Genomic DNA, 25,772 nt, shown 5'->3' on the forward strand with positions numbered 1-25,772 from the left:
TCGCGGACGGCCGACGGGGTGCCGCCCCGTGTGGTTGGATCGTTCCATGCCTCCCGGGGGATCACCGTGCTCCGGGTGACGCTGCGTGGGTCGGGGCTGCCGACCGTCACCCTGGGCTCCGGCGAGACGCTGCTCTTCGGCCGCTCGCCGCACACCTCGCTGCCCGAGGAGGGCGAGGCCGCCCTGCGGACCACGGCGATCGCCCTCCCCCGCTGCGCACCCCACGTGTCGCGACTCCTCGGCGAGCTCGTCGTCGGCGAGGAGATCGCCCGCCTGCGCTGGCACGGCTCGGGCGAGACCCAGGTCTCCAGCCTCTTCGACGCGCCCGGCGGCGCCCGGCGGGTCACCCTCGCCGAGGGCATGTCGCTGCTGCTCGACGAGGGCGAGAACCAGCTCGTCGTGATGCGCGGGCGCCAGACCGTCGCCGGCACCTACGACGACCTCGCGATCGTCGTCGACGTGCACGCCTCCACCCCGGACCCGGCGCCGCGCCGTCGGCCCGAGGAGGGCGAGGACGACGTCGACGCCACGGCCACCGCCCCCGCGCCGCACCTGCCCACCCAGTCGCGGGAGTGGTACGTGGCCCTCGCGCTGGCCGAGCCCTGGCTCACCGGCACCGACGACTACCCGCGCCCACCCTCGAACCGCGAGATCTACGAGCGGGTGCTGGGGTGGCACGGCTACGCCTGGAACCTCGAGCGCGCCCAGCGCGTCGACGACGCCATCCGCTCGATCTCCTCCCTGGCCTTCGGGCCGCGCGACGACCCCTTCCGGGCGGGCTCCGGCCGCGCGCAGAACGTCCGCTTCGCCATCGGCCGCCGCACCGCCGAGGTGCGTCTGGTCACCGTCGAGGACCTCGAGCGGGTCGAGCGGGCCGCCGCGGCCCGGAAGGTTCCGCCCGCCGCCCCCTCGTCCTGAGGCACTCGCCCGCCTAGCGTCGGAGCCGACCGGGAGCCGAGACACGAGGAGACTCCGCATGGGCAGCAACCTGCAGGGCATGGACACCGAGCACGCACGCGAGGTGTCGGGACAGATGGACAGCCACGCGGCGCAGGCCTCGAGCGTGTGCAGTGCTCTCTACAGCCGGCTCCAGGCCACGAAGTGGTACGGCCCCGACATGGAGCGCATGCGCGGCGACATGGAGGGCTCCTTCATCCCCGAGTCGACCAACTGCGCCGAGGCCCTGCGCGAGCAGGCGGGCGTCCTGGCGCGCCACGCCGACGCCCAGGACGCCGTCAGCTCCTGACCCCGCTCCCCCCACCGGACCACCGGACCACCGGGGCGCACGCCGCTGCTGCGCCCCGGAGCACGACGAAGGCCCACCGACCCGTCCCTGTCGGTGGGCCTTCGTGCTGCTCCGGGGCGCCCCGAGCGGGCACGACGGGCCGGAACCTTCCACCCGGCGACCCCTCGACCCGGCGCCCCACCGCTGCCTAGCGTCCTCGACGTCACCACCCGTCGGCCCGGTTCTCGGGGCCGGACCGCGAAGGAGATCAGCAGATGGCGTTCCTCGGCGCTGACACCGACGAGCTCCGCGAGGTCGGACAGCAGTTCCAGGAGGGTGCCGACACCGTCGACACCATCATCTCCTTCGTGCAGGCGCTGATCGCGCTCCTGCGCGCTGCCTCGTTCTTCACCGGTGGCGCCAGCGCCGCCTACGCCACCTACCTCGAGACCACCGTGCTCCCGTGGCTGAAGAAGATCTCGATGGCGCTCAAGGCCTTCGCGCAGGTCCTCAACCTCAACGCCGACGCCCAGGACGAGATCAGCAACGGCGGCTCGGTCGACCTCGGCGCCCTGCCGCAGTACCAGACGCCCGCCCTGCCCCCGCCCTCCCAGCCCTACGACGGCGGCGACATCGCCGGCGGCGTCCCCGCGGGCACCCCGGCCGGCGGCGCCCCGGCCACCGGCGAGCCCGGCACCACGCCGCTGGGCACCCTCGGCGTCGACGAGGACGGTCACCTGGTCCTCACGCCGACCGGCGAGACGGCGGGGTCCCCGGCCGGGTCCGCGGGCTCCACGCCCGGCGCAGGCTCGACGCCCGCAGCCGGCGAGCGTCCCGGAGACCAGCGCGTCTCGACCTTCGCGGGCATCCAGCCCTCGCCCGGCAGCGCCGACGGCGCCCTGGGAGGGCGCGGCAGCATCGACGGCGGCGGCGCGGGCAGTGGCGCGGGCGGCGGCTCGGGGGCCGGCAGCACCGGCGGCGGGTCGGCGGCCCAGCCCTTCGGTGCGGGCGGCGGCCTCGACGGAGTGTCCGGCGCGGGCTCCAGCGGCAGCCCGCTGGGCCACAGCACCGCCACCGCGGCCGACGGCGGGCTCGGCGGCGCCACGCCCGGCGCGGACGCCCTGACCGGCCACAGCGCCGGCGGGCTCACCTCGGCCGGGGAGCCGGCGTCGAAGACCGGCGAGGGCCCGAACGTCGCCGCGGCGGCCGGTGTCGCCGGCGGAGCTGCCGCCCTCGGTCTGGGCGGCGCCGCCCTGGCTGCCAAGGGAGCAGGTGGCGGCGACCCGAAGATCGACGCGCTCGCGGCCGGCAACGGCCGCGGCTCGCGCGGCGGCGAGGTGACCCAGCTGCAGGAGCGGCTCACCGCTGCCGGCTACGACACCCGCGGCGCCGACGGCGTCTGGGGCGCGAACACCCAGGCCGCCTACGACGCCTACCGCGCCGACCACCCGCTGCCTGTCCAGGCCGGCGAGGGCTACACCTCCCCCGGCGGCTACGACTACCAGCAGATCACCGGCGTCCGCGGCAACCCCAACGTCACCCCGGAGTTCCTGCGGCAGGTCGAGGGCATGAGCCAGCGCCTGGGCGCGCAGCCCGAGCACATGCTCGCGGCGATGAGCTTCGAGACCGGTGGCACCTTCGCCTCCGACGTCAAGAACCCCCGCAGCAGTGCCACCGGCCTGATCCAGTTCATGGACGCCACCGCCCGCGGCCTCGGCACCAGCACCTCGGAGCTGGCGCAGATGAGCCCGACCGAGCAGCTGGCCTACGTGGAGAGGTACTTCGAGCCCTACCGCGGCCGCCTCGGCGACCTCGAGAGCGTCTACACCTCGATCCTGGCCGGCTCGCCGCACTCGGGCGAGGAGGCGCTGTTCACCCAGGGCGAGAAGGCCTACGGGCCCAACCGCGAGCTCGACGCCGACCGCAACGGCGTCATCACGGCCGCCGAGGCCACCGCACACGTCCGGTCCCGCATGGGCTCCGGCAACTGAGCCTGACGCTCAGGCACCACCCACCCAGATAACCCAGCAACCCAGCACACCCACGCAAAGGAGCAGTACTCATGGCCATGAAGGGCATGGATGTCGAGGCCGGTCGTCAGGCGTCGCAGCAGATCACCCAGGGCTCCCAGGAGCTCGAGCAGCTGACCGGCCGGATGACCCAGGTCATCGACGGCTTCGAGTGGATCGGCCCCGACGCCGACCGCACCCGCGACAGCTGGAAGTCCGACTACGTGACCATGCTGACCCGCGTCAGCCAGTCGCTGCAGGAGTTCTCGACGCTGATCAACAACCAGGCGCAGGAGCAGGAGCAGGTCTCCAACTGACCTGACCCCGAGTCGCACCAGGCTCGACGACGGCCGCCGGGCACCCCTGCCGGGCGGCCGTCGTCGTCCCCGCCGCACCCTCTCCACCCACTCGCCACCCACCCGCTCGCCACCCATCCACCCGAGGCCAGGAGGCCCCCGTGCAGAGCTGGACCCTCTCCCTGCGCGCCGCCGCCGAGACCGGCCTGCCCTCGGTCGACGTCGCCGTGCAGGCGCGTCCCGACGCGACGGTCGCCGACCTGGCCCGGGCGCTCGGCCGCCACGTCGCCCCCGACCAGCCCCAGCTGCTGCTGGTGCCGCGTGAGGGCTCCCACCCGTGGCCGGCCGACAGGCTGGTGGCGGAGTGCGGGCTGCGCACCGGCGACCTGCTCGACGTCGTCACGGCACCGGCTGCCTGGCTGCAGCGCGCCAGCAGCGGCGCCCGCCCGCGTGCGGTCCTGCGCGTCGTCGAGGGCCCCGACCGCGGTCAGCGCGTCCAGGTGCGCGGCAGCTCCCTGACGATCGGCCGCGGCCACGCCAGCACCCTGCGGCTGACCGACCCGCTGGTGTCCCAGCGCCACGTGCGCGTGGTGCTGGGCACCCGCCCCACCGTCTACGACGAGGGCTCGGCCAACGGCACCCTGGTGGCGGGCGAGCGCATCACGACCGCGCGCGAGGTCGACTGGGGCACCTCGCTGCGGCTGGGCCGCACCACCGTCGTCGTCGACGCCGGCGAGGTGCCCACCGAGCCCGAGGCGGTCTCGGTCTTCCGGCCGCCCCGGTTCGGTGAGCCGTTGGCCGAGGGCGTGCTCGACGTGCCGTCGCCCCCGACGAAGAACCGGCCCTCGCCGCTGCCGTGGGCCATGCTCGCGCTGCCGATGATCATGGGCCTGGCGCTGTTCGCCCGCGCCCGCACCTCCTACGCGCTGGTCTACATGCTGGCCTGGCCCGTGCTCGGCTACCTGGGGTGGCGCCAGCAGCAGCGCGCCGCGGAGAAGCAGTTCGCCGAGGAGCTCGCCGACTGGCGCGAGGACGTCGACGGCTTCCTCACCAGCCTCGACGACGCCGCCGTCGCCCAGCGCCGGCGCCTGCACGACGACTACCCCGACCCCGAGACGGTGCGCAGCCGCGCCGCCGCCCGCGACCCCTACCTGTGGGCGCGCAGCGGCAGCCGCGACGGCTTCCTGGTCACGCGACTGGGCATGGGCACGGTGCCCGCGATGCTGCGCGGCGAGATCGCCGACGGCGGCGACCGCCGCACCCGCCGCGAGGTGGCGCGGGAGTTCGCCGAGCGCGACACCCTGCCCGACATGCCGGTGCTGGCCGACCTGACCGAGCACCCCGTCGTCGCGGTCACCGGCGAGCCCGGGCGGGTCGACGCGCTGGTGCGGGCGCTGATGCTGCGCCTGGCCTTCGACCACTCCCCCACCGACCTCTCGGTGGCCGGGTGCTTCGGTCGTGGCCGCAGCGGCCACGAGGCGTGGCTGCGGTGGCTGCCGCACGCCGCGACCCGGCTGGGCGGCGAGCCGCCGGTGGCCGTGGGCTCCCGGGCGGCGACGGCGCTGCTCGACCACCTCGTCAGCGAGGACGGCGGCCACGGCCACACGATCTGCTTCGTCGACGAGGAGGCCGGCATCGCCCGCCGCACCGTCGAGGCGGTGGCGGCCGTGGCGGCCGAGCGGCGGCTGCACCTGGTCTGGCTGGGCCGCAGCCGCGAGGAGGTGCCGGCCGCCACCTCGCTGCTGGTCGACCTGCCCAGCGGCGAGGTCGGCAAGGCCGACCGGCAGGGGCTGGCACACCTCGAGCACCCCGACGACGTCACGCTCGACCACGCCTGGCGGGCGGCCCGGCTGATGACGGGGTACGTCGACGAGGCGGCGGTGCTGCCGCCGAGCACCGCCATCCCCGCCGTCGTCCGGCTCCCGGAGGTGATCGGCGACCTGGAGGACCTCGACGACGTCGCGGCCGTGGCGCGCCGCTGGCAGGCGAGCGCCGGGCTGCGCGCGCAGATCGGGCGCGGCGTCGACGGCGTCACGACCCTCGACCTGCGCGAGGACGGCCCGCACGGGCTGGTGGCCGGCACCACCGGCTCGGGCAAGAGCGAGCTGCTGCAGTCGCTGCTGTGCTCGCTGGCGCTCAACAACCCACCGACGCGGATCAACTTCCTGCTCGTGGACTACAAGGGCGGCGCGGCCTTCCGCGAGTGCGCCGACCTGCCGCACACGGTCGGCTACATCACCGACCTGACGCCGGCGCTGGTGCAGCGCGCGCTCACCTCGATCGGTGCCGAGATCGCGGCCCGCGAGCACCTGCTGGGCCGCTACGGCGTCAAGGACCTGGTGCAGCTGGAGCGCGAGCGCCCCGAGGTGGCGCCGCCGAGCCTGCTGATCTGCGTCGACGAGTTCGCCGCGCTGACCTCCGAGGTGCCCGAGTTCGTGGACGGCATGGTCAACATCGCCCAGCGCGGCCGCTCGCTGGGCATGCACGTGCTGCTGGCCACGCAACGGCCGGCGGGCGTCGTCACGGGTGGCATCCGCGCCAACGCCGACCTGCGCATCTCGCTGCGCGTCTCCTCCGCGGACGACTCCCGCGACGTCATCGACAGCCCCGAGGCCGCCCGCATCTCTCGCCGCACGCCGGGCCGTGCGTGGATCCGCCGCACCGGTCACGGCACCGCCGAGCTGGTGCAGTCGGCGTGGACCGGTGCGCGCCAGCCGCTGGCCGGCACCGAGGCTCCGGTGCGGGTCGAGCCGTTCAGCGCCGCCACCCACCTCGCCGGCCCGGCTGCCGGGGCGAGCGCCGAGGCGCGCCTGGACCCGCGCACCGACCTGGAGCGCTGCGTCACCACCATCGGCCGTGCCTTCGAGGCATCCGGCCTGGCGGAGCCCAAGCGCCCGTGGCTGCCGGCTCTGCCCGCCGAGCTGCTGCTCGACGCCGCGCAGGTGCAGGCCCAGGCCGCCGGTCGACCCAGCGGGCACGTGCTGCTCGGCCGCATCGACGAGCCGGAGAACCAGACCCAGCCCGAGCTGGTGCTGGACCTGCCCAAGGTGGGTCACGTGCTGGTGCACGGCGCGTCCGGCTCGGGCAAGACCGAGCTGCTGCGCACCGTGGCGCTGACGGCGTCGCTGGGCGACGCCGCGGCGGGGCACCGCGTCGCGCCCTACGTCTACGGGATCGACCAGGCCGGCGGGGGCCTGGCCGCCATCGCCGGGCTGCCGACGGTGGAGGCGATCGTGCCCGGTGCCCAGCAGCCCCGCGTGATGCGTCTGATCCGGCTGCTGCGCCGCACGATGGACGAGCGGGCACAGGCCCTGGCCGACGCCGGCTGCGCGGACGTGGAGGACCTCGCCCGGATGGGCCGCGCGCTGCCACGCGTCTACGTGCTCATCGACAACCTGCCCAGCCTGGTGGAGCAGCTCGAGACCGGCGGCGGCGTCGCCCCCTCGCACGTGGAGAAGCTGCAGACCGTGCTGCAGACCGGTCGCCGGGTCGGCATCCACGTGATCGCCACCGCTCCGGGACGCACCGGGGTGCCGACCTCGCTGGGGTCGGCCTTCGGGCAGCGCATCGTGCTGCGGATGACCTCGCAGGACGACTACCTGATGCTGGGTGTGCCGGGCTCGGTGCTCGACGCCGACTCGGTGCCCGGCAGCGGTCTGCTCGGCAAGCGCAGCGTCCAGGTGCTCACCACCGGCGGTGCGGGCACGCCCGTGCAGGCCGAGCGCATCCGCGCGGTCGGGGCGCTGCTCGAGCCGGCCGTGGCCGGGCGCGGCGCCGCGCCCGTGCCCGCCATGCCCGGGCGGCTCGACCAGGCTCTGCTGCCCGCCCCCCGCGGCAGCCGGCTGGGGCTCGCCGTCGACGCCGACGCCGTCGCCGTGCTCGAGGTGGACCTGCTGGCGGGGCCCGTGCTGGTCACCGGCCGCGCCCGCACGGGCCGCAGCGCCGCCCTGCTCGGGCTCGAGGCCCTGCTGGCGCGCGGCGACCGGCCTCCCGTCGTCATCCGTGAACCCGACGCCGACGCCGCGGCACGGACCCTCGAGGCGTGGGCCGCCGGCGCGACCGGCGAGGACTGGTCGGTGGTGCTGGTCGACGACGCCCACGCCTGGGACGCCGCCGCCTCCCCGGAGGCCAAGGCGGGGCGTGAGCGGCTGCTGGCCGCCCTCGCCGTGCCGGGCCGCCGCACCACGCTGGTGGCCACCGCGGAGACCACGGCCGCCAAGCGCCCGCAGCCCGACACCCTGGTGGAGCTGGCCCGCCGCGGCCGGCGCGGCTTCCTGCTGGCGCCCGAGTGGGCCGACGGCGACATCCTCGGTGTCTCGGTGCCCACCAAGACCCCCGAGCCGCTCACCGGCCTCGGACGCGGCGTCTGGTGCGACGGCGGCACCGCCTGGGTGGCCCAGCTGCTGATGCACCAGGCCTGAGCCGGCTGCCCGGCCCGGCGGCACCTGCTGGTCACGGAAGGTTCCTCCCTGGGACGCCGACCCGTAGAGACCGCGGCGGAAGTTTGTTTGAATCTGACCGGTGACCGCCGGCAACCGCCGGCGACCGTCGTGGACGTGGCCAGGACAGGGGTACTCAGCATGCGATCGCCGTCTCGGGTGGGCCGCGTCCGTGCTGCCGCCGGCACCCTCCGCTCCCGGGTCTCCGCCGCGGTGCCCGAGCGGGTGCGCCGTCGCGGCGCCCGCGGCACCGCCGAGCTGTCGGTGGTGATGGTCGTCGGCGCCATGGTGGCCGGCGTCTTCTTCGGCCAGGGCATCACCCGCACCGCCGTCGAGATCGCCGACGGGCTCACCTGGCTGTCGGACTCCCCCAGCGGCCGCGTCATCCAGGTCAACCCCGCCACCGGCCGGCCCGAGCTGGCCCTGCAGGTGGGCGAGGAGGGCGACGAGCTGGAGCTGGTGCAGTACGACGGCCGGATGTACGTGCTCAACCGCACCACCGGCGCGCTGACCGCCTACGACCTGACCAGCATCCTGCGCTCGGGCCAGCGCCGCATCACCGAGGGCGGTGCCGTGCACACCCTCCGCGTGCCCGGTCCCGACGGCGCGCTGCTGCTCGTCGACGACGAGTCCTCCACCATCTCGGCCATCGACCCCGTCTCCACGGCCTCGATCGGCACCACCTGGGTCTCGGCCACCGGCCTGGCCGACGCCGCCGTCGACGACACCGGCGCGGTGTGGGCGCTCGAGGACGACGGCTCGCTGCACGAGCTCTCCTGGGACGCCGAGCGCCTGGAGCTGCGCACCGAGGCCACCTCGGTGGTGGAGCGCTCCGGCGCCGGCTCGGTGCTGGTGGCCCACCCCGACGGCATCACGGTCTTCGGCCCCGACCAGGGCATGGTGGCGCAGGTCGGCACCGGCGAGGACACCACCGCCGAGGCCCCCAAGCTGGTGGGCGAGCTGCTCGCCCCCGAGCGGACGCCGGCCGAGCTGGTGCCCGTCTCCTCGCCCGAGAGCTCCACGGTCGCGCTGCTCTCCCCCGGCGAGCTGCGCGAGGTCAACCTCGCCACCGTCGGCTGCGCGGAGCCCGCCACGCCCGAGGTCTTCCACGACGTCGTCTACGTGCCCTGCGGCGACGGCGAGAAGGTCGTGCGGCTGGGTGCCGACGGCCAGCGGGTGGGCGAGGACATCCCCACCCCGGGCGCCTCCCCCGAGCTCGTGCTCGACGACGACATGCTGATCATCAACACCCCCGGCACCCCCGAGGCCGTCGTGGTCAACGGCGACGGCACCACCGACACCATCGTGCGCGACGACCCCGCCCTGGTGACGACCCCCGGCCTGCCGCAGTCCGGCCCGCCCGACCTGCAGGACACCCTCGACCAGCTGCTCCAGCCCATCCTGGGCGGCGGGGACCGACCCGACCAGCGCCCCGAGGGCGACGACGGCGGGGACCTTCCCGAGATCCGTCCCGGGGCCCCCACCGGCAGGCCGTCGGGCGAGCCCTCCGGCAACCCGACCGGCAACCCGACCGGCTCGCCGGGCACCGACCCCTCGGGCGGCCCCACCGGAAACCCGGGGGGCAACCCCTGCCGGGGTCGGGAGCGCTGCGGCCAGGGCCCCGGGTCCACGCCGTCGGGCACACCGAGCGGCTCGCCCTCGGGCGGTCCCTCCGGCTCCCCGACCGGCGGGCCCTCCGGTGGGCCCGGCACCGGGACCCCCTCGCCCAGCGAACCGGGCGAGCCCGGCGGGATGGTGCTCGCCGCCCCCACCGGCGTCACCGCGCAGGCCAGCGCCGAGGGCCGGGTGACGGTCTCGTGGAGCCACGCCGGCAAGCCGGCGGAGTCCTTCGTCGTGGCGTTCGACGGCGGGCAGGAGATCACCCGCCAGGCCGGCGACGTCCGGCAGGTGCAGCTGACCGTGCCGCCGGGCCAGTCGGTGGCCTTCGTCGTCACGGCCGTGGCCGACGGGCGCAAGGCGGCCTCGGCGCCCTCCAACATCGTCACCACCAACGGGGTGCCCGGCGAGCCGACGCAGGTCACCGGCGGCGCGGAGTACCAGCCCACCGAGACGCTGCAGCGCTACGTCGTCACGGTGCGCTGGGGCGCGGCCGCCGCCAACGGCTCCGAGGTCACCCGCTACGACGTCTCGGTCACCACGCCCGACGGCACCCAGAACGTCTCGGTCGGCGGCGGCGAGCGGTCCGCCACGGTCGAGTGGTCGTGCGACCTCACCGCCGACGCCGCCTGCCAGGTGGGCGGCGACGCCACCGCGTCGGTCACCGCGGTCAACGCCGTCGGTGCGGGCCGCACCGTGAGCACCCAGATCACCGGCCCCCAGCAGCCGGCACCGCCGCTGCCCAGGGCCGGCTCCGCCATCGCCACCCGCGCCTCGCACAGCTGGAGCGGGATCAGCGTCGAGGGCTTCGGCCAGACGACCCTCGCCCTGCAGCCGCCGGCCGACTGGGCGGGCTTCAGCGGCACCTGCGAGTGGCGCCACACCGGGAACACCACCGGCGTCGCGTCGGGCCCGGTCGACTGCGACGCCACCTCGCTCACCGTGCAGATCCAGAACGGCTACCTCCGCGAGCCGAACGACGGCGTGGTCGAGCACTCGATCGTCTTCACCGCCTCCAACTCCGGGGGCTCGGTGCAGAGCCGCACCTTCACCTGGACCACCCGCCAGCAGGTGCTGTGCCGCACCTGCGAGAAGCCCTGACCGACGCGAGGAACCCCGACGTGCCCGACGTGAGCCCCACGCCACCCACCGAGCAGGACATCGCGGACTTCCGGTCCCTGCACGAGCGCCTCGGCGACGCCGTCGAGCAGGCCGTGCACGGCAAGCGCGCCGTCGTCGACCTGGTGCTGGTGGCCACCGTGGCGCAGGGCCACGTGCTCCTCGAGGACGTGCCCGGCACCGGCAAGACCACGCTCGCGCGCGCGGTGGCGCAGGCGCTCGGCGGCGGCATCGGGCGGATCCAGTTCACGCCCGACCTGCTGCCCAGCGACGTCACCGGCACCACGGTCTTCGACCCGCGCGACGGCGAGATCCGCTTCCGCCCGGGCCCGGTCTTCGCCCACGTGGTGCTGGCCGACGAGATCAACCGCGCGGCCGCCAAGACCCAGTCGGCGCTGCTCGAGGTGATGGCCGAGCGCACGGTGACCGTCGACGGCGAGGGCCACCGCGTGCCCGAGCCGTTCGTCGTGATCGCCACCCAGAACCCCGTCGACCTCGACGGCACCTACCGGCTGCCCGAGGCGCAGCTGGACCGCTTCCTGCTGCGCACCTCGCTGGGCTACCCCGACGCCGAGCACGAGATCGAGGTGCTGCGCCCCGGCAGCACCGCCGGCCTGGTCGAGGACGTCAAGCAGGTGGCCACGCCCGAGGAGGTGGCCGCGGCCAGCGCCCGGCTGGCGCACCTGCACGTGGCCGAGCCGATCCTGCGCTACGTGCGCGAGATCGGCGTGGCCGTGCGCACCGACCCGCGCGTGCGGCTCGGCGTCAGCACCCGCGGCCTGCGCGCCCTGGTGCGCTGCCTGCAGGTCTACGCCGCGGCCCGCGGCCGCCACTACGTGGTGCCCAGCGACGTGCAGCGGCTGGCCGAGCCGGTGCTGGCACACCGCACGGTGCTCGCGCGCGACGCCCTGCTGGCCGGGCACACCTCGGCCACCGTGGTGCACGAGGCGCTGGAGTCGGTGCAGCCGCCCCAGCCCGACGGCGCCTGAGCCCGGTGTCGCGTCCGATGGGCGGCGTCGGCATGCTCGTGGGAGCCGTCACCGGGCGCGGTCGGGCCACCCTCGTGCTCGGCCTGGCCCTGCTGGTGGGCGGGGTGGTGTGGCGCTACCCGGTGCTCGCCGCGCTGGGCGCCTGCCTGGTGCTGCTGGTGGTGGCCGAGCTGGTCTCGGTGCTGGGCGGCACGGGCCTGCGCGTGCAGCGTGAGGTGGCACCGCGCGTGGTCGAGCGCCACGGCGCGTGCCACGGCCGGGTGCGCGTGCACGGCCGACGCCGGCGCGGGCTGGTGCGCCTGGACGCCGCCGACCTGGTGGCCGGACGCCTGGTGCGGGTGCCGCTGCCCGGCCCCGGAGCCGACGCGGCACCCGCGGGCGCCGAGCGCGTCTCGGAGACCTACGCCATCCCGACGCCCCGCCGCGGCGTGCTCGTGGTTGGTCCCCTGCAGCTGCGCAGCTACGGGCTCACCGGCATGGCCGCGCGCTCGACGACCGCGGGCGGCACCGACCTCGTGCGGGTGCTGCCGCGCACCGTGCCGATCGCGGGACTGGTGCCCGGCCACCGCCGTGCCGCGGCCGGCGGCGACGACAGCCTCGAGCACGGGGGCACCGACCTGGTGGGCCTGCACGAGTACGCGATGGGCGACGACCTGCGCCGGCTGCACTGGGCCACCAGCGCGCGCACCGGGCTGCTGATGGTGCGCGAGGACGCCGAGCCCTCCGAGCCGCACGTGTGCGTGGTGCTCGACGACCGCGCCCCCAGCTACCCCGACAGCGCCGGCGCCGCCGAGCAGTTCGAGGAGGCCGTCGAGCTGGCGGCGGGCCTGTGCCGGGCCACGGTCGACGCCGGCCACCCGCTGCGCTTCCGCACCGCGAGCGGCCGCACCGAGGTGGTGGTGCCCGGCTCGGCCACCCGGCAGCCCCGCGCGGAGTCGCAGGAGCTGGACCTGCTCTTCGCCGAGATCGACACCGTGCCCCACGACCGGGCGGCCGAGCTGGGCACCCGCGACCTCGACGTCGTCGTGGTGGTCACCGGCGCGGCCAGCGACGTGCGGGCGTGGTCGCTGGCCCTCGACGCCGCCGACAGCCGCATCGTGGCCGCCGTCGAGACAGCGCCGCTCGTGGCGGTCCAGCAGCAGCAGGGGCTGCTGGTGCTGCGGGGCGGCACCGCGGTCTCCCTGGCACAGCTGTGGGAGCGGGCGACCGGCCGATGACCACCACCGCTCCCCCGCCACCCGCGCCGCTCACCCGCCAGGACTCCCCGGAGCCCGCCACCCCCTCGCGCGCCCGGCGCGCGCTGCTGCTCACCTGGCCCACCGCGCTGCTGCTGCTCGGCAGCGTGCCGCTGGCGGCGGCCTGGAGCAGCTGGACGGTCGTGCTGCTGACGGCGCTGGCGGCGGTCCTGCCCCTGCTGGTGCTGCGCGGCGTGCTGAGCCTGGGCGTCTCGCGGTGGGCCGCGGCGTCGGTGCTGGCGCTGCTGCTGGTGCTGGCCGCCTACCTGATGACCTCCGCGGCCGACCTCGGGCTGAGCCAGACCGTGCGCGACGTCGTCCCCCGGCTGCTCACCTCGCCGCGGCCCTACGCGCTCGCGCCCGACCTGCTGGCCGGGCCACTGCTGCTCACCGCCCTGGTCTCGCTGCTGGTCGGTCTGCGTGTCGAGAGCCGGCACCGGGTCGAGCCGCTGGCCGGCGCGGCCCTGCTCTACACCGCCGGCCTGCTGCTGGCCGGTGGTCGGGCCGACGGCCTGGGCCTGGTGGCGGTGCTGCTGCTCGTGGTGGCGCTGCTGGGCTGGGTGCTGCTCGACGAGCACAGCGAGCCGGTACGCCCGCGCCTCGTGGTTGCCGCACCGCTCGCGGTCGCCGGCGTCGGTCTGCTCGCAGCGAGCGCGACGCTCGCGGTCCAGCGCCCCTTCGAGCCGCGCGACCTGGTGGACCCGCCGGTGCTCGAGGTGGCGGCCAGCAACCCGCTCACCGGGCTGGGTGCCTGGGCCGAGAACCCCGACGCTCCCCTGCTGCGGGTGCGCGGGCCGGAGGTGCCGCTGCGCCTGGTCACCCTCGACACCTACGACGGGCGCCAGTGGACCGCCGCCACCCGCGTCGCGCCGCTCGGCACCGGCGCCCCGCCCGGCGCGGTGCTGCCCGAGGGCACCCAGCGCCGGCAGGCCGCCGTCGAGGTGGAGCTCGACGGACTGGGCGGCAACTGGCTGCCCACCCCCGGGTCGCCCAGCTCCGTCAGCGACCGCGAGGCGCTGGTCGACCCCGGCACCGGCAGCATGTACCGCCCCGACGCCGACGACGGCCTCGTCTACGAGGTGGAGGGGTCCTTCGACGCACCCGACGAGGACCGCCTCGCCAGCGCCGCCGTCCCGCCCCTGGAGGAGGTCGCGCGCTGGACGCGGCTGCCCGAGCGGCTGCCCGAGGGGCTGGTGGCCTACGCCCGCCAAGTGGCCTCGGGCGCCACGACGCCGTACGAGCAGGCGGTCGAGATCGAGCAGCAGATCCGCAGCGACTACGCCCTCTCGGCCCGCGCCATCTCGGGGTCCGCGCTGTGGCGGCTGGAGACCTTCCTGGTCGGCCAGCCGGGCGAGAGCGGTGCTCGCATCGGCACCTCCGAGCAGTTCGCCAGCGCCTTCGCGGTGGTGGCCCGCTACCAGGGCCTGCCCACCCGCGTGGTCGTCGGCTTCCGCCCCGGAGAGCCGCAGGAGGACGGCAGCCGGATGGTCACCGGCCGCGACGCGTTCGCCTGGCCCGAGGTGTACTTCGACCAGCTCGGCTGGGTGCCGTTCTCGCCCACCCCCGACGACGACACCTTCCGCCGCGACCCTCCGCAGGGCGCCGAGCAGCAGCCCGACACCCAGCCGCCCGACCAGCCCACCGACGCCCCCACACCCACGCCTGCGGACGGCGCGGGTGACGACGGCGACGGCGACCCGGGCGCCGCGGGTGGTGCGAGCGCCGCCGGCTCCGGCGGCGGCGTCGACCTGCCCCCCACCTGGGTGCTGGCCACCGCCGGCCCGGCACTCGCCCTGGCCGTCGTCGCGCTGCTGCTGCTCGCGCTGCGCGCCCTCCGTCGGGCTCGCCAGCGCCGCCGCGGCGCCGTCGGCGCCTGGGCGCAGGTGCGCGACGGGCTGGTGCTCGCCGGGGTGCGCGTGGCCCCGCACGAGACCGCCACGGCCGTGGGTCACCTGCTCGACACGCGGTTGGGCGGCGTGGGCGCCGTCCGGCTCGCGAGCCGGGCCGAGCGGCAGGCCTTCGCGCCGGGTGGCGGTGCTGGGGACGGTGCTGGGGATGCGGGTGCCGACTCCGAGCTGCGGGCCGAGACCAGCGGCGTGCTGCGCGGTCTGCGCGGCCTCGTGCCGCCCTGGCGCCGGTGGTGGTGGCACCTGGACCCGCGGGTGCTGGTGCGACGCTGACTCTTTCGGCCCATGGGCGACGGCGATCGGCGATGAGTCCCAGTCCCGGCGCCGGTCATCATGGGCACCCGGACATCCGGACCATCCGCAGGAGGAGTCGAGACGTGGGCACCCTGACGTACGCCATGAACGTGAGCCTGGACGGCTACGTCGCCGGCCCCGAGGGCGACCTGGCCTGGAGCGAGCCGAGCGACGAGCTGTTCCAGTGGTGGTCGGACCGGGTCGGCGCAACGGGGTGCGCGCTCTACGGGCGCAGGGTGTGGGGGGCGATGAGCTCCCACTGGCCCACCGCCGACCAGCAGCCCGGCGTCACCCCCGCCCACGCCGAGTACGCCCGGCGCTGGCGCGAGATGCCGAAGGTGGTCGTCTCCTCGACCCCGCAGGAGGTCGGGTGGAACGCCCGGTGCGTGGTCGGCGACCCCGTGCCCGAGATCGAGCGGCTGACCTCGCTCGACGACGGCCCCGTCGACGTCGTCGGCGCCACGCTGGCCGCGACCGCGATGCGTGCGGGGCTGGTCGACGAGTACGTCCTCGTGACGCACCCGGTGCTGATCGGTGCGGGCCTCCCGTTCTTCACCGGGCTCGACAACCGGGTGAGCCTGGAGCTGGTCGAGACACGGCCGTTCCCCCGCGGGGTGCTGCTCACCCGGTACCGGAGGCGGCGGTGAGAGGGTCGCCAGCGAATCCGTGACCCCACGGCGACTGGCCGACTTCCTCGAGCGTCTCGCCAAGGACCAGCCGGCCACGCGGAGCCTGTGCGACGCCCGGACGGTGCGCGAGGTGCTGGGTCACCTGGTGATGCCCTTCGCCGGCAGCCTCCCCAGCCTGCTCGTGCGGGTGGTGCGTGCGCGCGGATCGATCGACGCCGCCAGCGCGGGGTTCGCCCGCGACCTCGCTCAGCGACCCGTGCCCGAGCTGACGGCACTGCTCCGCGAGCGGGCCGACGAGGTCGTCCGGGCACCGGGAGTCGGCCCCAGGGGCCAGCTGGCTGACGGCTGTGTCCATCTGCGCGACTGCGCCAGACCCCTCGGACTCCCCGACGACGTCGGCCTCGAGCAGTGGCGGGCTCTGCTGGACTGGTTCTCGGGGGGCGTGCGCGGGCTGGTGCCGGCACCACGCCTGGAGGCCCGGGCGATGCCCTGGCGATGGCCGTCGCCGGGCGTCCCGCGGCGCTCGATGACCTGCACGGCAGCGGTTGCGACCACCTGCGCTCGAGGCTGACCGACGCCCGGTGACACACCGGTGGTCCCACGACCCGCCCTAGCTCGACCTCACCCCGGACCATCGAGCCGACCCCGTCGACTACGGTCTGCGCCATGGCATCCCCCGAGGCGAAGTTCGCACCCGTCGGCGCCCTGCGAGGCGGCCTGGCCCTGATCATCGTCGGCGCTTTCCTGGCCTGGGGTCCGGTGGACGACGTGGCGGAGTGGATCTGGCTGACCTGCCTGGCGGTGGGGGCGCTGCTCCTGGCCGTCGCGCTGGGCATCCGGACGTTGCGCACCTGACGCACCTATGCCCTGCGGTGGGCGAGCTGATGGTCGGGCGGAGCCCGGTGTGCGGGGCGGATGTGCTGGATATCTGTCGGGTGGCCAGCTCGGTGCGGCAATCTCGGGCGGATGGGCCTCTCGAGCGACGTAGGTTGTCGAGGTGATCAACCGAGGTCTTGCCCTTGTCCTAGGGCTTGTCGGCTTGGCGGTTACTCTCATCGCGGTCGTTGCGTTCGACTACAACCGACTTTCACGTGGGTACATCGTTGACGATCCGCTCCTCCTCGACGGCTACGGCCCAGCGATGGTCATGGGTCTCGTCGGCACGGCATCCCTTGTGGGTTCCGTCGCGATCCTCCTTGCTGTGCGCCGCCGTGAGCGCCAGCGCCGTCCTGACGACCTCTGACCCTGCGTACCCAAGCCCGCGCCGTGATGATGATCGGGCGGATGCCCGCTGTGCGGGCGCGGTCGGGCGGGTCCCCGCTGTGCGGCCATGGTCGGGCGGATGCCCGCTGTGCGGCATGAGCGTGCGGTTCACAGTGCACACTGCCGCCATGTACGAGTGTCCGGTGTGCGGCTCCGCCGAGTTGGCGAGGAAGCCGTATGCGACGTGGCCACCGCCCGACATTGCGACTCTGGCTCCGCCCTATGAGGACTCGCTCGGTGCGCCGTCCTACGAGGTCTGCCCGAACTGCGGGTTCGAGTGCGGGAACGACGACAACCCGGGCACCGCGCCGCCCTCTTCGTTCGAGCAGTACCGCGCCGAGTGGCAGGCCGACGGGGCAAGGCGCTTCGACGCTCAGTAAGTGCACGCACATCGGCACGAGCGCACGGTTCGCGGCATGGTCGGGCGGATGCCCGCTGTGCGGCGTGGTCGAGCGGTCCGGCTGTCAGTATTGGTACATGCGGCCCGAGGTGAAGAATCGAGTCACGATGGCTGGAGAAGCCGTGGTCGCTGAGATATCGCACGAACACGACCCACACCGCACTTGGCTTTGGCTTGGTCCCATAGACGGCGTGGTAGAACTCCGGCGCGTGCGGCAGAGCAGGGACGTAGACCCCGAAGACTGGTCGCAGATCGACGACGACGCCCAAGTGGTGGAGCGGCGGCGGTTCGACGACCTCGACGCGGCGCTCAATGAACTCGCAGGGATGGGCGTCGACACAATGGACTTCGACGCAACCTGGAAGTCCTCGAACCCTTTCTGACCCCGCCCGACTCTCGGCATGACCGGGCGGATCCACACCCGCAATGCCAAGGCCTCCACCACGCGTTTGGCATGCGCGATCCCGAAACCGGATCCCTGCATGGCCGCACGCTCGAACGCGCTCTCCCGGGTGCGATCCCTCGCGACGGGTCGGCTCTTCGTGCGCTGACCGGGGGGCAGCGTCGTCATCTACTGGTGCACTCCCACCTTCGAACAATTGCTCGACATCCGTATGCATGCTCGGTAAGATGCATCCATGTCAGAACTCCTCGAGCGCATCAGCGGCCTCCGCGCCGCCGTGCTCGAGAGCCCTGCGCCCGCAGGCGACGACCCCAGCACCGACCGCGAGCGCGTCGAGCTGATCACCCAGATCGAGCTCCTCAAGTCCGCGCTCTGCGCCACCCAGGCCGACCTCGCCGTCGGACTCGACACCTCCGTCCGCACCCAACGCGAGACCGCCGGTGTGCCGCGCGAGCGCGCAGGTCGTGGCGTGGCCTCCCAGATCGGACTCGCCCGCCAGGAGTCACCCCACCGGGGTCAGCAGCTCCTCGGGTTCGCGAAGGACCTGGCCCGTGACCTGCCCGCCACCCGGCAGGCGCTGCGCGAAGGCCGGATCAACGAGTACCGCGCCACCCTCATCGCCCGCGAGACCGGGTGCCTCGACACCGACGACCGCCGCCGGGTCGACACCGAGATCTGCGACCCGGCCGTCCTCGACGGACTCGGCAACCAACAGCTCACCGCCCAGGTCCGCCGCCGCGTCGCTCAGCTCGACCCCGCCGCCGTCCTGCGACGCCACCAACGCGCGGTCGGCGACCGCACCGTCACCGTGCGACCCGCACCCGACGGGATGGCCTACCTCACCGGATTCCTGCCCCTCACCCAAGCCGTCGCCGCCTACGCCGCACTCAAGAAGACCGCCGACACGATGATCGGCACCGGCGACAACACCGACCCCGCCGACCCCGCCGGCAAACCCCGCTCCCGAGGGCAGCTGATGGCCGACCTCATGGTCGAGTGGCTCACCGGCCAGAAGCACGCCGACAGCATCCCGATCACCCTCACCCTCGTGATGTCGGACGCCACTCTCCTCGGCGCCGGCCACGAACCCGCCACCATCCCGGGCCACGGCCCCGTCCCCGCCCAAGTCGCCCGGGAAGCCGTCGCCCGCGCCACCGAGACCACCCAAGCCTGGATCCGCAAGCTCTACACCAACGCCAGCGGCGACCTCGTCGCCCTCACCACCCAGCAACGCCTCGCCACCGACGGACTCGCCGCCTACCTCGCCGCCCGCGACCAAGGCATCTGCCGCACCCCCTGGTGCGACGCCCCCACCCGCCACCTCGACCACGTCCTGCCCCACGAGCACAACGGCACCACCGACGTCGAGAACCTCCAAGGCCTCTGCGAAGCCTGCAACCACGCCAAACAAGCACCAGGCTGGCGACAACGCACCATCCACGGCGAGACCCAGCTCTACGGGCAGCGCCACACCGTGCACAGCACGACGCCCACCGGGCACACCTACAGCAGCCGCGCGCCCGCCCCACCCGGCGTCGCCGAACCACCCCTGTCGGAGTCACCCTGGACCGAGGCCACCCACTACCTGGCACCCGAGGTCGACGCCGCGCTGCAGGCCGCCCTCGACGACATCCTCGTCCGGCTGCCCGCCGCGAGCTGACTCAGCCGCCCGGCAGCTCCCGGGTCAGGCACTTCTCGTCGGAGATGCCGAAGCCGTCGGTGACCGTCACGACCGTCATGTAGTAGCAGCTGCGGCCCAGCGGCACCGGGTGCACCATCTCGCCCTCGACCGTGCCGGTCGGGAACTCGCCCAGCAGGTCCTCCTCCGGCCTGACCTGGTGCAGCACGAACAGGCCCTCGCCGCCGGTCGGGTCGGTCCACGCGGCGCGGACCGCGGTGCCACCGTCGGCCTCCACGCGACGTAGCACGAACGAGAGCTCGGGGTTGGGCTGACCGACGTCGGTCTGCACGTCGGTGGGCTCTTCGGTCAGCGAGGGCAGCGGCTGACCCACCGTCGCGTCCTGCGTGGGGATGTCGGGCGCGGCGGCCCCGTCGTCGTCCCCGCCGCGCAGCAGCGTCGCCGTCAGACCCAGCACCAGACCCACCGCCAGCGCGGCCGCGCCCAGCAGCAGCGGCAGCCTGCTGCGTCGTGGTTCCTCCTGCTCCGGCACCCGCGGGCCACCTCCGGGAAAACCCCCGGCCGTCGTCACGATCGGGTGTCCGGTGGAGTCAGGCAGACCCGTGCCCGTGGGCTCGGCGTCGCGCAGCGGCTCCACGACCACGTGCCCCGCAGCCGAGAGCGCCACCGGGGCAGGCTCCTGGTGCACGGACCCTGCCGGCGTCGGCCGCGCCGCCGGAGCCGGTGGCACCGGGACAGCGCTGATCGGCGGCGCCGCCTCGACGGCGCTCGGCGCTCCGGTGGGTCCGGTGACCTCCGGGCCACCGCTCGGCGTGGGGGCTGCCGGTGGCGGCGACGGCGCGGAGGTGTCCTGCGCACCCGGCTCCCACGCCGAGGAGCGCAGGTCGGCCAGGGCCTCGCGCACGGCCGACGCCGAGGGCCACCGCTCGGCAGGGTCCTTGGCCAGGCAGCGGTCGATGACGGCGGCGATGCGCTCGGTGCCGGGGACGGTGAGCGGCCGGTAGGGCTCGGTGCGGGTGCGGCGCAGGTAGGCCAGCGCCGAGTCGTCGTCCGGGTCGGCGCTGGCGAAGGGCGGGCGTCCGTCGAGCAGTGTGTACAGCGTCGAGCCCAGCGACCACACGTCGTCGGCGGCCGTGGGCGGGTGGCCGTCGAGCAGCTGCGGCGCGGCGTGACGGTAGGTGAAGGTCTCTGCCGAGCTGGTGTGCTCGGAGTCCACCAGTCGCGCGATGCCGAAGTCGGCGAGCACCCACGAGGTCGGCAGCACCAGCACGTTCTGCGGCTTCACGTCGCGGTGCAGCACGCCGCGCTCGTGCGCGAAGGCCAGCGCGTCGGCCAGCACCTCGCCGATCCGAGCGACCTCCTCGACCGGCAGCGGCCCGTGCGCCTTGAGCCGGTCGTGCAGCGACCCGGCCTCGGCGAAGTCCATGACGATGGCCGGCCGCCCGCTCGCGGTGGTGCCGGTGGCCAGCACGCTGACGATGTGCGGGTGCTGGCGCCCCAGGTCGACGGTGATCTCGACCTCGCGGGCGAACCGCGCGCGGCGCGCCTCGTCGTCGACCAGCAGCACCTTGACGGCGACCTCGCGGCCCAGGCCCACCTGCCGGGCCCGGTAGACCACCGAGTCCCCGCCACGGCCCACCTCGACCAGGTTCTCGTAGCCCGCGAGCTGCTCGGCCGGGGGTGCCGGGGGCGGGGGTCGCCACGCCGCGTCGGAGCCCTCCCCCGTGCCTGCCGAGACCATGCCCGCAGCCTAATCGGCCCCCACCACGCCCCAGGGCGGATCCCCCGGACGCACCGCACCCCGGGGGCGCCGTGCGGCGCCGCCCGGGGTGCGGTGGCTGGAGCTCGACCCGAGGGGGATCAGGCCTTGCTGTCCTCGGCGCCGTCCTCGGTGGTCTCGACCTCGGCCTCGTCGCCAGCCTGGTCGGCGGCCTCGTCGCCCGCCTCAGCGGACTCCTCGACCTCTGCCTCGGGCTCGCCGATGGTGCCGTCGGGCTTGAGGTTCTTCAGCTCGACGTGGTTGCCGCTGGCGTCGGTGACGGTGGCGGACTCCACGATCAGCGCGAGCGCCTTGCCCCGGCGGATCTCCTGGACCAGCTCGGGGATGTGGTTGTGCTCGAACATGTGGTTGGCGAACTCCTGCGGGTCCTGGCCGGACTGCTGGGCGCGCCGCACGATGTGCTGCTGGAGCTCGGACTGGTCGATGCCGAGCTCCTCGGCCTGGGCGATCTCGTCGAGCAGGAACTGCGCGGCGACGGCGTCGCGGACCCGCTTCTCGAGCTCGGCCTCGAACTCGTCGATCGTCTGGCCCTCCTCCTCGAGGTAGGCGTCCAGCGTGGTGCCGGCGTAGGCCAGCTGCTGCTCCATGCCCTGACGACGCGCGTTGAGCTCCTCGGTGAGCATGCTCTCGGGCAGCGGCACCTCGACCTGCTCCAGCAGGGCCTCCAGCACCGCGTCACGGGCGGCGGCGGCCTGCTCGAGGCGCTTGCCGTTGCCCAGTCGCTCGCGCAGGTCGGCCTTGAGCTCCTCGACGGTGTCGAACTCCGAGGCCTCCTGGGCGAAGTCGTCGTCGAGCTCGGGCAGCTCCTGCTCCTGCACCTGGTTGACGACGACCGCGACCTCGACCTCGGTGCCCACCAGGTCGCCACCGACGAGGCTGGTGGTGAAGGTGGCGGTCTCGCCGGCCGACAGGCCGGTGAGGGCCTCGTCGAGACCCTCGATCATGCCGCCGCGACCCACGCGGTAGGACATGCCGGTGACCTCGGCGCCGTCGACGACCTCGCCGTCCTGGGTGGCCTTGAGGTCGATGACCACGAAGTCGTCGTCCTGGGCAGCGCGCTCGACGTCCTGGAGGGTGCCGAAGCGCTCGCGCAGGGCCTGCAGCTGCTCGTCGACGTCCTCGTCGGTGACCTCGATGTCGTCGACCTGGGCGGTGAGGCCCTCGTAGGAGGGGAGCTCGATCTCGGGGCGCACGTCCACCTCGGCGGTGAACTCCAGCACCTCGTTGTCCTCGAGCTTGGTCACCTCGATCTCGGGCTGCGCGACCGGGGTGAGGTCGTTGGCCTGCAGCGCCTCGGCGTACTTGGCCGGCAGGGTCTCGTTGATCGCCTGGTCCAGCACCGCACCGCGGCCGACCTGGCGGTCGATCACCATCGGAGGCACTTTGCCGCGGCGGAAGCCGGGGACGTTGATCTGCTGGGCGATCTGCTTGTACGCCTTGTCGAGGCTCGGCTTGAGCTCCTCGAAGGGCACCTCGACGGTGAGCTTGGCCCGGGTCGGGCTCAAGGTCTCGACGGCGCTCTTCACAGGTCTGTCTCCTACTGTCGGGGTCTGTCCGGGCGGGTGCTGCTGGCCGGGCTGGCCGTCGGGGCGACAGGACTCGAACCTGCGGTCTCCTGCTCCCAAAGCAGGCGCGCTAGCCACTACGCTACGCCCCGCCAAGCGGCGCTCCACCGGCTGGTGGAGCTCACTTGGAGCGGATGACGGGAATCGAACCCGCGTAGCCAGTTTGGAAGACTGGGGCTCTACCATTGAGCTACATCCGCACTGCGCGAGCCACCTGCCGGCGGCCTCGCAGCGCCTGCCATCGTGCCACACGGCGGCGCGGCGGACCCAAACGGGCCAGCGGTGCGACCACCCGGTCAGCGCCGGTGCACGAGGACGACCGCGCGGTCGTCCTCCGGGGAGCCGAGGGCGTCGGCCAGCCGACCCGCGGCACCGGTCGTGCCGCCGCGCAGCATCGCCTCGGCAGCACCCTGCAGCGCGTCGATGCCCAGGTCGATGTCACGACGCGGCTCCTCGACCATGCCGTCGGTGTAGAGGAGCACGGCGTCGCCGGAACCCAGCCTCCCCCGGACCGGCGGGTACTCGGCCGCCTCGAGCACCCCCAGCACCGGGCCCTCGCACCGCAGCACCTGCCAGCGACCCGAGCCGCTGAGGCGGTGCAGGGCAGGCGGGTGACCGGCGGTGCGCACCTCGTAGTCGCCGGTCGCCAGGTCGAGCGAGAGGTGGACGGCGGTCGCGAAGCCCTCGTCCCAGCCCTGGCGCAGCAGGTAGTCGTTGGCCGCCGGGAGGAAGCGGTCGCTCGGCAGCGCACCGAGCAGGCCGCCGAACGCGCCGGAGAGCAGCAGCGCACGGGTGCCTGCCTGCTCCCCCTTGCCGGACACGTCGACCACGACCAGCTCGAGCCGAAGCCCGGCCTCGAGGGTGGTGGCCACCACGAAGTCGCCGGCGAACGGCGTGCCGCCGGCCGAGCGGAGCGCCGTCTGCACGTCCCACGGCTCGGGCAGGGCAGGCACCCGCCCCTGGGTCAGGATGCGGTCGCGCAGGTCGACGAACATCGACTCACCGCGCACCCCCGCGACGCCGAGCCTGGCACGGCGCAGCGCCGACACCAGCACGATCAGGCCCATCAGGAACTGCACCACGGTCGCGGCGGCGATCCGGTAGGTGACCTCGGGTTGCACGGCGATCTGCACGGTCACGCACGCCATCACGACGACGACGAACCAGGGCAGCGTGCGTGGGCCGAGCAGCAGGCTCCCGACGAGCAGGGGCACCATCAGGGCCGTGGTCGGCATCCGCTCGGTGTAGACCACCACCAGCAGCGTCAGGCCCACCGTGGCCAGCGCGAGCAGCAGCCCGGCGCGGTGCTCGCGCAGCAGGGCCCGCCGCCGGTGGCCCAGGGTGGGCCGACGCACCGGGGGCCGCGCTCCGCCACCGCGCACCCGCTGCGCCAGCGGCGCGCGCCCGGCCGGACGCGCCGGCCGGTGGCCGGGCTCCTCACGGGCGTCCAGGGGGCGGGTGGTGTGGTCGGTGGTCATGTCTCGGGTCCTCGACGGCGCCGGTCGGGCGCCAGGTGTGCGGCGGGTTGCGGCGGGGGTGGCCGGGTGTGGCGGGGACCCGGCGCGGAGATCCGGTGGGATCGGGCTCACCCTACGGCGCGCGAGCGGAAGGTGGGCTGGCAACGCGGACACCAGAACAGGTTGCGGCCCACCAGCCCTTCGGTCCGGATCGCGCGCCCGCAGACCAGGCACGGCTGCCCGGTGCGGCGGTAGACGTACACCTCTCCCCCGTGGTCGTCGCGCCGCGGCTCGCGGCCCATCGCCTCGGGGGTGTGCTCGGGGCGCACGGTGTCGATCCGGCCGGTGCGCACGCCCTCGGCCATGAGCACCGCCAGGTCCTCCCACATCTCCTGCCACCGACCCGACCGCAGGGTGCGGCCGGGGCGCAGCGGGTGCACCCGGTGGCGGAAGAGCAGCTCGGCGCGGTACACGTTCCCGATGCCGGCCACGACGCCCTGGTCCATCAGGAGCGCACCGATCGGGGCGCTGCTGCGCGAGATGCGCGCCCAGGCGCGGCGGGGGTCGGCGTCGGCGCGCAGCGGGTCGGGTCCCGCGGCCGCGACGACGGCGTCGCGCCGCTCACGGGTGACCAGCTCGCAGGTGATGGCGCCGCGCAGGTCGGCGACCGCGGCGCCGTCCGCACGCCCTCCCGCCTCGTCTCGCACCAGCCGCAGCCGCACCTGACCCACGGGGTCGGGCACCTGCGCCAGACCCGTGTGCACGTCGAAGCGGCCGATCAGCCCCAGGTGCACGTGCACGAACCGCTCGTCGGCGAGCTCGAGGAACAGCTGCTTGCCCCAGGCCTCCGCGCCCTCGAGCACCGCTCCGTCGAGCAGGGCGGCGGAGTCGGCGAAGCGCCCCTGCGGGCTGCTGACCCGCACCGGCGCACCGGCGAAGGCCTCCCGCAGGTGACCGGCCAGGCGGTGGAGGGTGTGCCCCTCAGGCACCGGGCTGCCGGGCAGAGTCCGGCAGCGGCGGCAGCTCGTGCGTGGCCTCGTAGTCGCTGAGCTGCCCGATGCGGCGCACGTGCCGCTCGTCCCCGGAGAACGGGGTGCGCAGGAAGGTCTCGACGAAGGAGGTCATCTCCTCGAGCGTGTGCATCCGGCCGCCGACCGAGACGACGGTGGCGTCGTTGTGCTGCCGGGCCAGCTCGGCGGTCTGCTGCGACCACACGAGCGCGCACCGCACCCCCGGGACCTTGTTGGCCGCCATCTGCTCGCCGTTGCCCGAGCCGCCGATCACCACGCCGAGGCTGTCGGCGCCCTCGGCCCGCTCGGCCGCGACCCCCTCGGCCGCACGCAGGCAGAAGACCGGGTAGTCGTCGAGGGCGTCGTAGACGAACGGGCCGTGGTCGACGGGCTCGTACCCGTGCTCGGCGAGCCAGCGGGCCAGGTGGTCCTTGAGCTCGAGGCCGGCGTGGTCGGAGCCGAGGTGCACGCGCATGGGCCGAAGTCTGGCAGAGGC

The 25,772-nt window shown here is 74.7% G+C and carries 20 protein-coding genes and 2 tRNA genes; 15 read left to right on the top strand and 7 right to left on the bottom strand.

Annotated features, from left to right (window positions below; translation table 11 throughout):
- Positions 1-75 precede the first annotated feature (75 nt).
- The 15 genes from ABD948_RS19070 (at position 76) to ABD948_RS19140 (ending at position 19,485) form a co-directional block, all read left to right on the top strand.
- A complete protein-coding gene (locus ABD948_RS19070; protein WP_345269274.1) occupies positions 76-918 on the top strand; it encodes a hypothetical protein in 843 nt (280 codons plus the stop codon).
- Between the two features lie 58 nt (positions 919-976).
- Complete coding sequence (locus tag ABD948_RS19075; RefSeq protein WP_345269279.1) at positions 977-1,246, top strand: hypothetical protein; 270 nt, start codon at positions 977-979, stop codon at positions 1,244-1,246.
- A 254-nt stretch (positions 1,247-1,500) separates the two neighbouring features.
- Positions 1,501-3,216: a peptidoglycan-binding domain-containing protein gene (locus ABD948_RS19080; RefSeq protein WP_345269285.1), complete on the top strand. Its 1,716-nt coding sequence runs from the start codon at positions 1,501-1,503 to the stop codon at positions 3,214-3,216.
- A gap of 71 nt (positions 3,217-3,287) precedes the next feature.
- Positions 3,288-3,551 (top strand): hypothetical protein, encoded by a 264-nt coding sequence (locus ABD948_RS19085; RefSeq protein WP_345269291.1) that lies wholly within the window; start codon positions 3,288-3,290, stop codon positions 3,549-3,551.
- Between the two features lie 140 nt (positions 3,552-3,691).
- Positions 3,692-7,951 (top strand): type VII secretion EssC family protein, encoded by a 4,260-nt coding sequence (locus ABD948_RS19090; RefSeq protein ID WP_345269304.1) that lies wholly within the window; start codon positions 3,692-3,694, stop codon positions 7,949-7,951.
- Positions 7,952-8,110: 159 nt separating this feature from the next.
- Positions 8,111-10,687, top strand: a complete 2,577-nt coding sequence (locus tag ABD948_RS19095; protein ID WP_345269314.1) for a hypothetical protein — start codon at positions 8,111-8,113, stop codon at positions 10,685-10,687.
- A gap of 20 nt (positions 10,688-10,707) precedes the next feature.
- The gene (locus ABD948_RS19100; protein ID WP_345269319.1) at positions 10,708-11,694 is read left to right on the top strand and encodes an AAA family ATPase; all 987 of its coding nucleotides are present in this window, start codon (positions 10,708-10,710) and stop codon (positions 11,692-11,694) included.
- A gap of 5 nt (positions 11,695-11,699) precedes the next feature.
- Complete coding sequence (locus tag ABD948_RS19105; RefSeq protein WP_345269323.1) at positions 11,700-12,911, top strand: DUF58 domain-containing protein; 1,212 nt, start codon at positions 11,700-11,702, stop codon at positions 12,909-12,911.
- A complete protein-coding gene (locus ABD948_RS19110) occupies positions 12,908-15,109 on the top strand; it encodes a transglutaminase TgpA family protein (RefSeq protein WP_345269332.1) in 2,202 nt (733 codons plus the stop codon). The genes ABD948_RS19105 and ABD948_RS19110 overlap by 4 nt, the downstream gene beginning before the upstream one ends.
- Before the next feature lie 125 nt (positions 15,110-15,234).
- On the top strand, positions 15,235-15,777 hold the full coding sequence (locus ABD948_RS19115) for a dihydrofolate reductase family protein (RefSeq protein ID WP_425576645.1): 543 nt from the start codon (positions 15,235-15,237) through the stop codon (positions 15,775-15,777).
- A 19-nt stretch (positions 15,778-15,796) separates the two neighbouring features.
- Positions 15,797-16,330 (top strand): maleylpyruvate isomerase N-terminal domain-containing protein, encoded by a 534-nt coding sequence (locus ABD948_RS19120; protein WP_345269348.1) that lies wholly within the window; start codon positions 15,797-15,799, stop codon positions 16,328-16,330.
- 95 nt (positions 16,331-16,425) lie between these two features.
- A complete protein-coding gene (locus ABD948_RS19125; RefSeq protein WP_345269354.1) occupies positions 16,426-16,614 on the top strand; it encodes a hypothetical protein in 189 nt (62 codons plus the stop codon).
- 142 nt (positions 16,615-16,756) lie between these two features.
- Positions 16,757-17,002: a hypothetical protein gene (locus tag ABD948_RS19130; protein WP_345269359.1), complete on the top strand. Its 246-nt coding sequence runs from the start codon at positions 16,757-16,759 to the stop codon at positions 17,000-17,002.
- A 497-nt stretch (positions 17,003-17,499) separates the two neighbouring features.
- Positions 17,500-17,805 carry a hypothetical protein gene (locus tag ABD948_RS19135; protein ID WP_345269364.1) on the top strand — a complete coding sequence of 102 codons (306 nt, stop codon included), beginning with the start codon at positions 17,500-17,502 and terminating at the stop codon, positions 17,803-17,805.
- 255 nt (positions 17,806-18,060) lie between these two features.
- The gene (locus ABD948_RS19140; RefSeq protein WP_345269372.1) at positions 18,061-19,485 is read left to right on the top strand and encodes an HNH endonuclease; all 1,425 of its coding nucleotides are present in this window, start codon (positions 18,061-18,063) and stop codon (positions 19,483-19,485) included.
- A 1-nt stretch (position 19,486) separates the two neighbouring features.
- On the opposite strand, the gene ABD948_RS19145 is transcribed toward ABD948_RS19140, so the two are convergent.
- From ABD948_RS19145 to ABD948_RS19175, 7 genes are all read right to left on the bottom strand, one after another.
- Positions 19,487-21,205 (bottom strand): serine/threonine-protein kinase, encoded by a 1,719-nt coding sequence (locus tag ABD948_RS19145; protein ID WP_345269383.1) that lies wholly within the window; start codon positions 21,203-21,205, stop codon positions 19,487-19,489.
- Between the two features lie 119 nt (positions 21,206-21,324).
- Positions 21,325-22,770 carry a trigger factor gene (tig, locus tag ABD948_RS19150; RefSeq protein ID WP_345269398.1) on the bottom strand — a complete coding sequence of 482 codons (1,446 nt, stop codon included), beginning with the start codon at positions 22,768-22,770 and terminating at the stop codon, positions 21,325-21,327.
- 58 nt (positions 22,771-22,828) lie between these two features.
- A tRNA-Pro gene (locus tag ABD948_RS19155) sits at positions 22,829-22,901 on the bottom strand.
- 34 nt (positions 22,902-22,935) lie between these two features.
- Positions 22,936-23,009 (bottom strand) — tRNA-Gly (locus ABD948_RS19160).
- 96 nt (positions 23,010-23,105) lie between these two features.
- Positions 23,106-24,287, bottom strand: a complete 1,182-nt coding sequence (locus ABD948_RS19165; RefSeq protein WP_345269409.1) for a SpoIIE family protein phosphatase — start codon at positions 24,285-24,287, stop codon at positions 23,106-23,108.
- Between the two features lie 107 nt (positions 24,288-24,394).
- Positions 24,395-25,255, bottom strand: a complete 861-nt coding sequence (locus ABD948_RS19170) for an Fpg/Nei family DNA glycosylase (protein ID WP_345269417.1) — start codon at positions 25,253-25,255, stop codon at positions 24,395-24,397.
- Positions 25,248-25,751, bottom strand: coding sequence for a ribose-5-phosphate isomerase (locus tag ABD948_RS19175; protein ID WP_345269423.1), 504 nt, complete (start codon positions 25,749-25,751; stop codon positions 25,248-25,250). Before ABD948_RS19175 ends, ABD948_RS19170 begins: the two co-directional genes overlap by 8 nt.
- Between the last annotated feature and the right edge of the window lie 21 nt (positions 25,752-25,772).

Source organism: Nocardioides nanhaiensis (genome assembly GCF_039542785.1).
GTDB lineage: Bacteria > Actinomycetota > Actinomycetes > Propionibacteriales > Nocardioidaceae > Nocardioides > Nocardioides nanhaiensis.

Coding starts and splice junctions, on each gene's coding strand:
- ABD948_RS19145 (WP_345269383.1), bottom strand. CDS start 21,205: ATGGTCTCGGCAGGCACGGGGGAGGGCTCCGACGCGGCGTGGCGACCC.
- ABD948_RS19165 (WP_345269409.1), bottom strand. CDS start 24,287: ATGACCACCGACCACACCACCCGCCCCCTGGACGCCCGTGAGGAGCCC.
- ABD948_RS19110 (WP_345269332.1), top strand. CDS start 12,908: ATGACCACCACCGCTCCCCCGCCACCCGCGCCGCTCACCCGCCAGGAC.
- ABD948_RS19140 (WP_345269372.1), top strand. CDS start 18,061: ATGTCAGAACTCCTCGAGCGCATCAGCGGCCTCCGCGCCGCCGTGCTC.
- ABD948_RS19125 (WP_345269354.1), top strand. CDS start 16,426: ATGGCATCCCCCGAGGCGAAGTTCGCACCCGTCGGCGCCCTGCGAGGC.
- ABD948_RS19075 (WP_345269279.1), top strand. CDS start 977: ATGGGCAGCAACCTGCAGGGCATGGACACCGAGCACGCACGCGAGGTG.
- ABD948_RS19080 (WP_345269285.1), top strand. CDS start 1,501: ATGGCGTTCCTCGGCGCTGACACCGACGAGCTCCGCGAGGTCGGACAG.
- ABD948_RS19175 (WP_345269423.1), bottom strand. CDS start 25,751: ATGCGCGTGCACCTCGGCTCCGACCACGCCGGCCTCGAGCTCAAGGAC.
- ABD948_RS19135 (WP_345269364.1), top strand. CDS start 17,500: ATGCGGCCCGAGGTGAAGAATCGAGTCACGATGGCTGGAGAAGCCGTG.
- ABD948_RS19115 (WP_425576645.1), top strand. CDS start 15,235: ATGAACGTGAGCCTGGACGGCTACGTCGCCGGCCCCGAGGGCGACCTG.
- ABD948_RS19095 (WP_345269314.1), top strand. CDS start 8,111: ATGCGATCGCCGTCTCGGGTGGGCCGCGTCCGTGCTGCCGCCGGCACC.
- ABD948_RS19085 (WP_345269291.1), top strand. CDS start 3,288: ATGGCCATGAAGGGCATGGATGTCGAGGCCGGTCGTCAGGCGTCGCAG.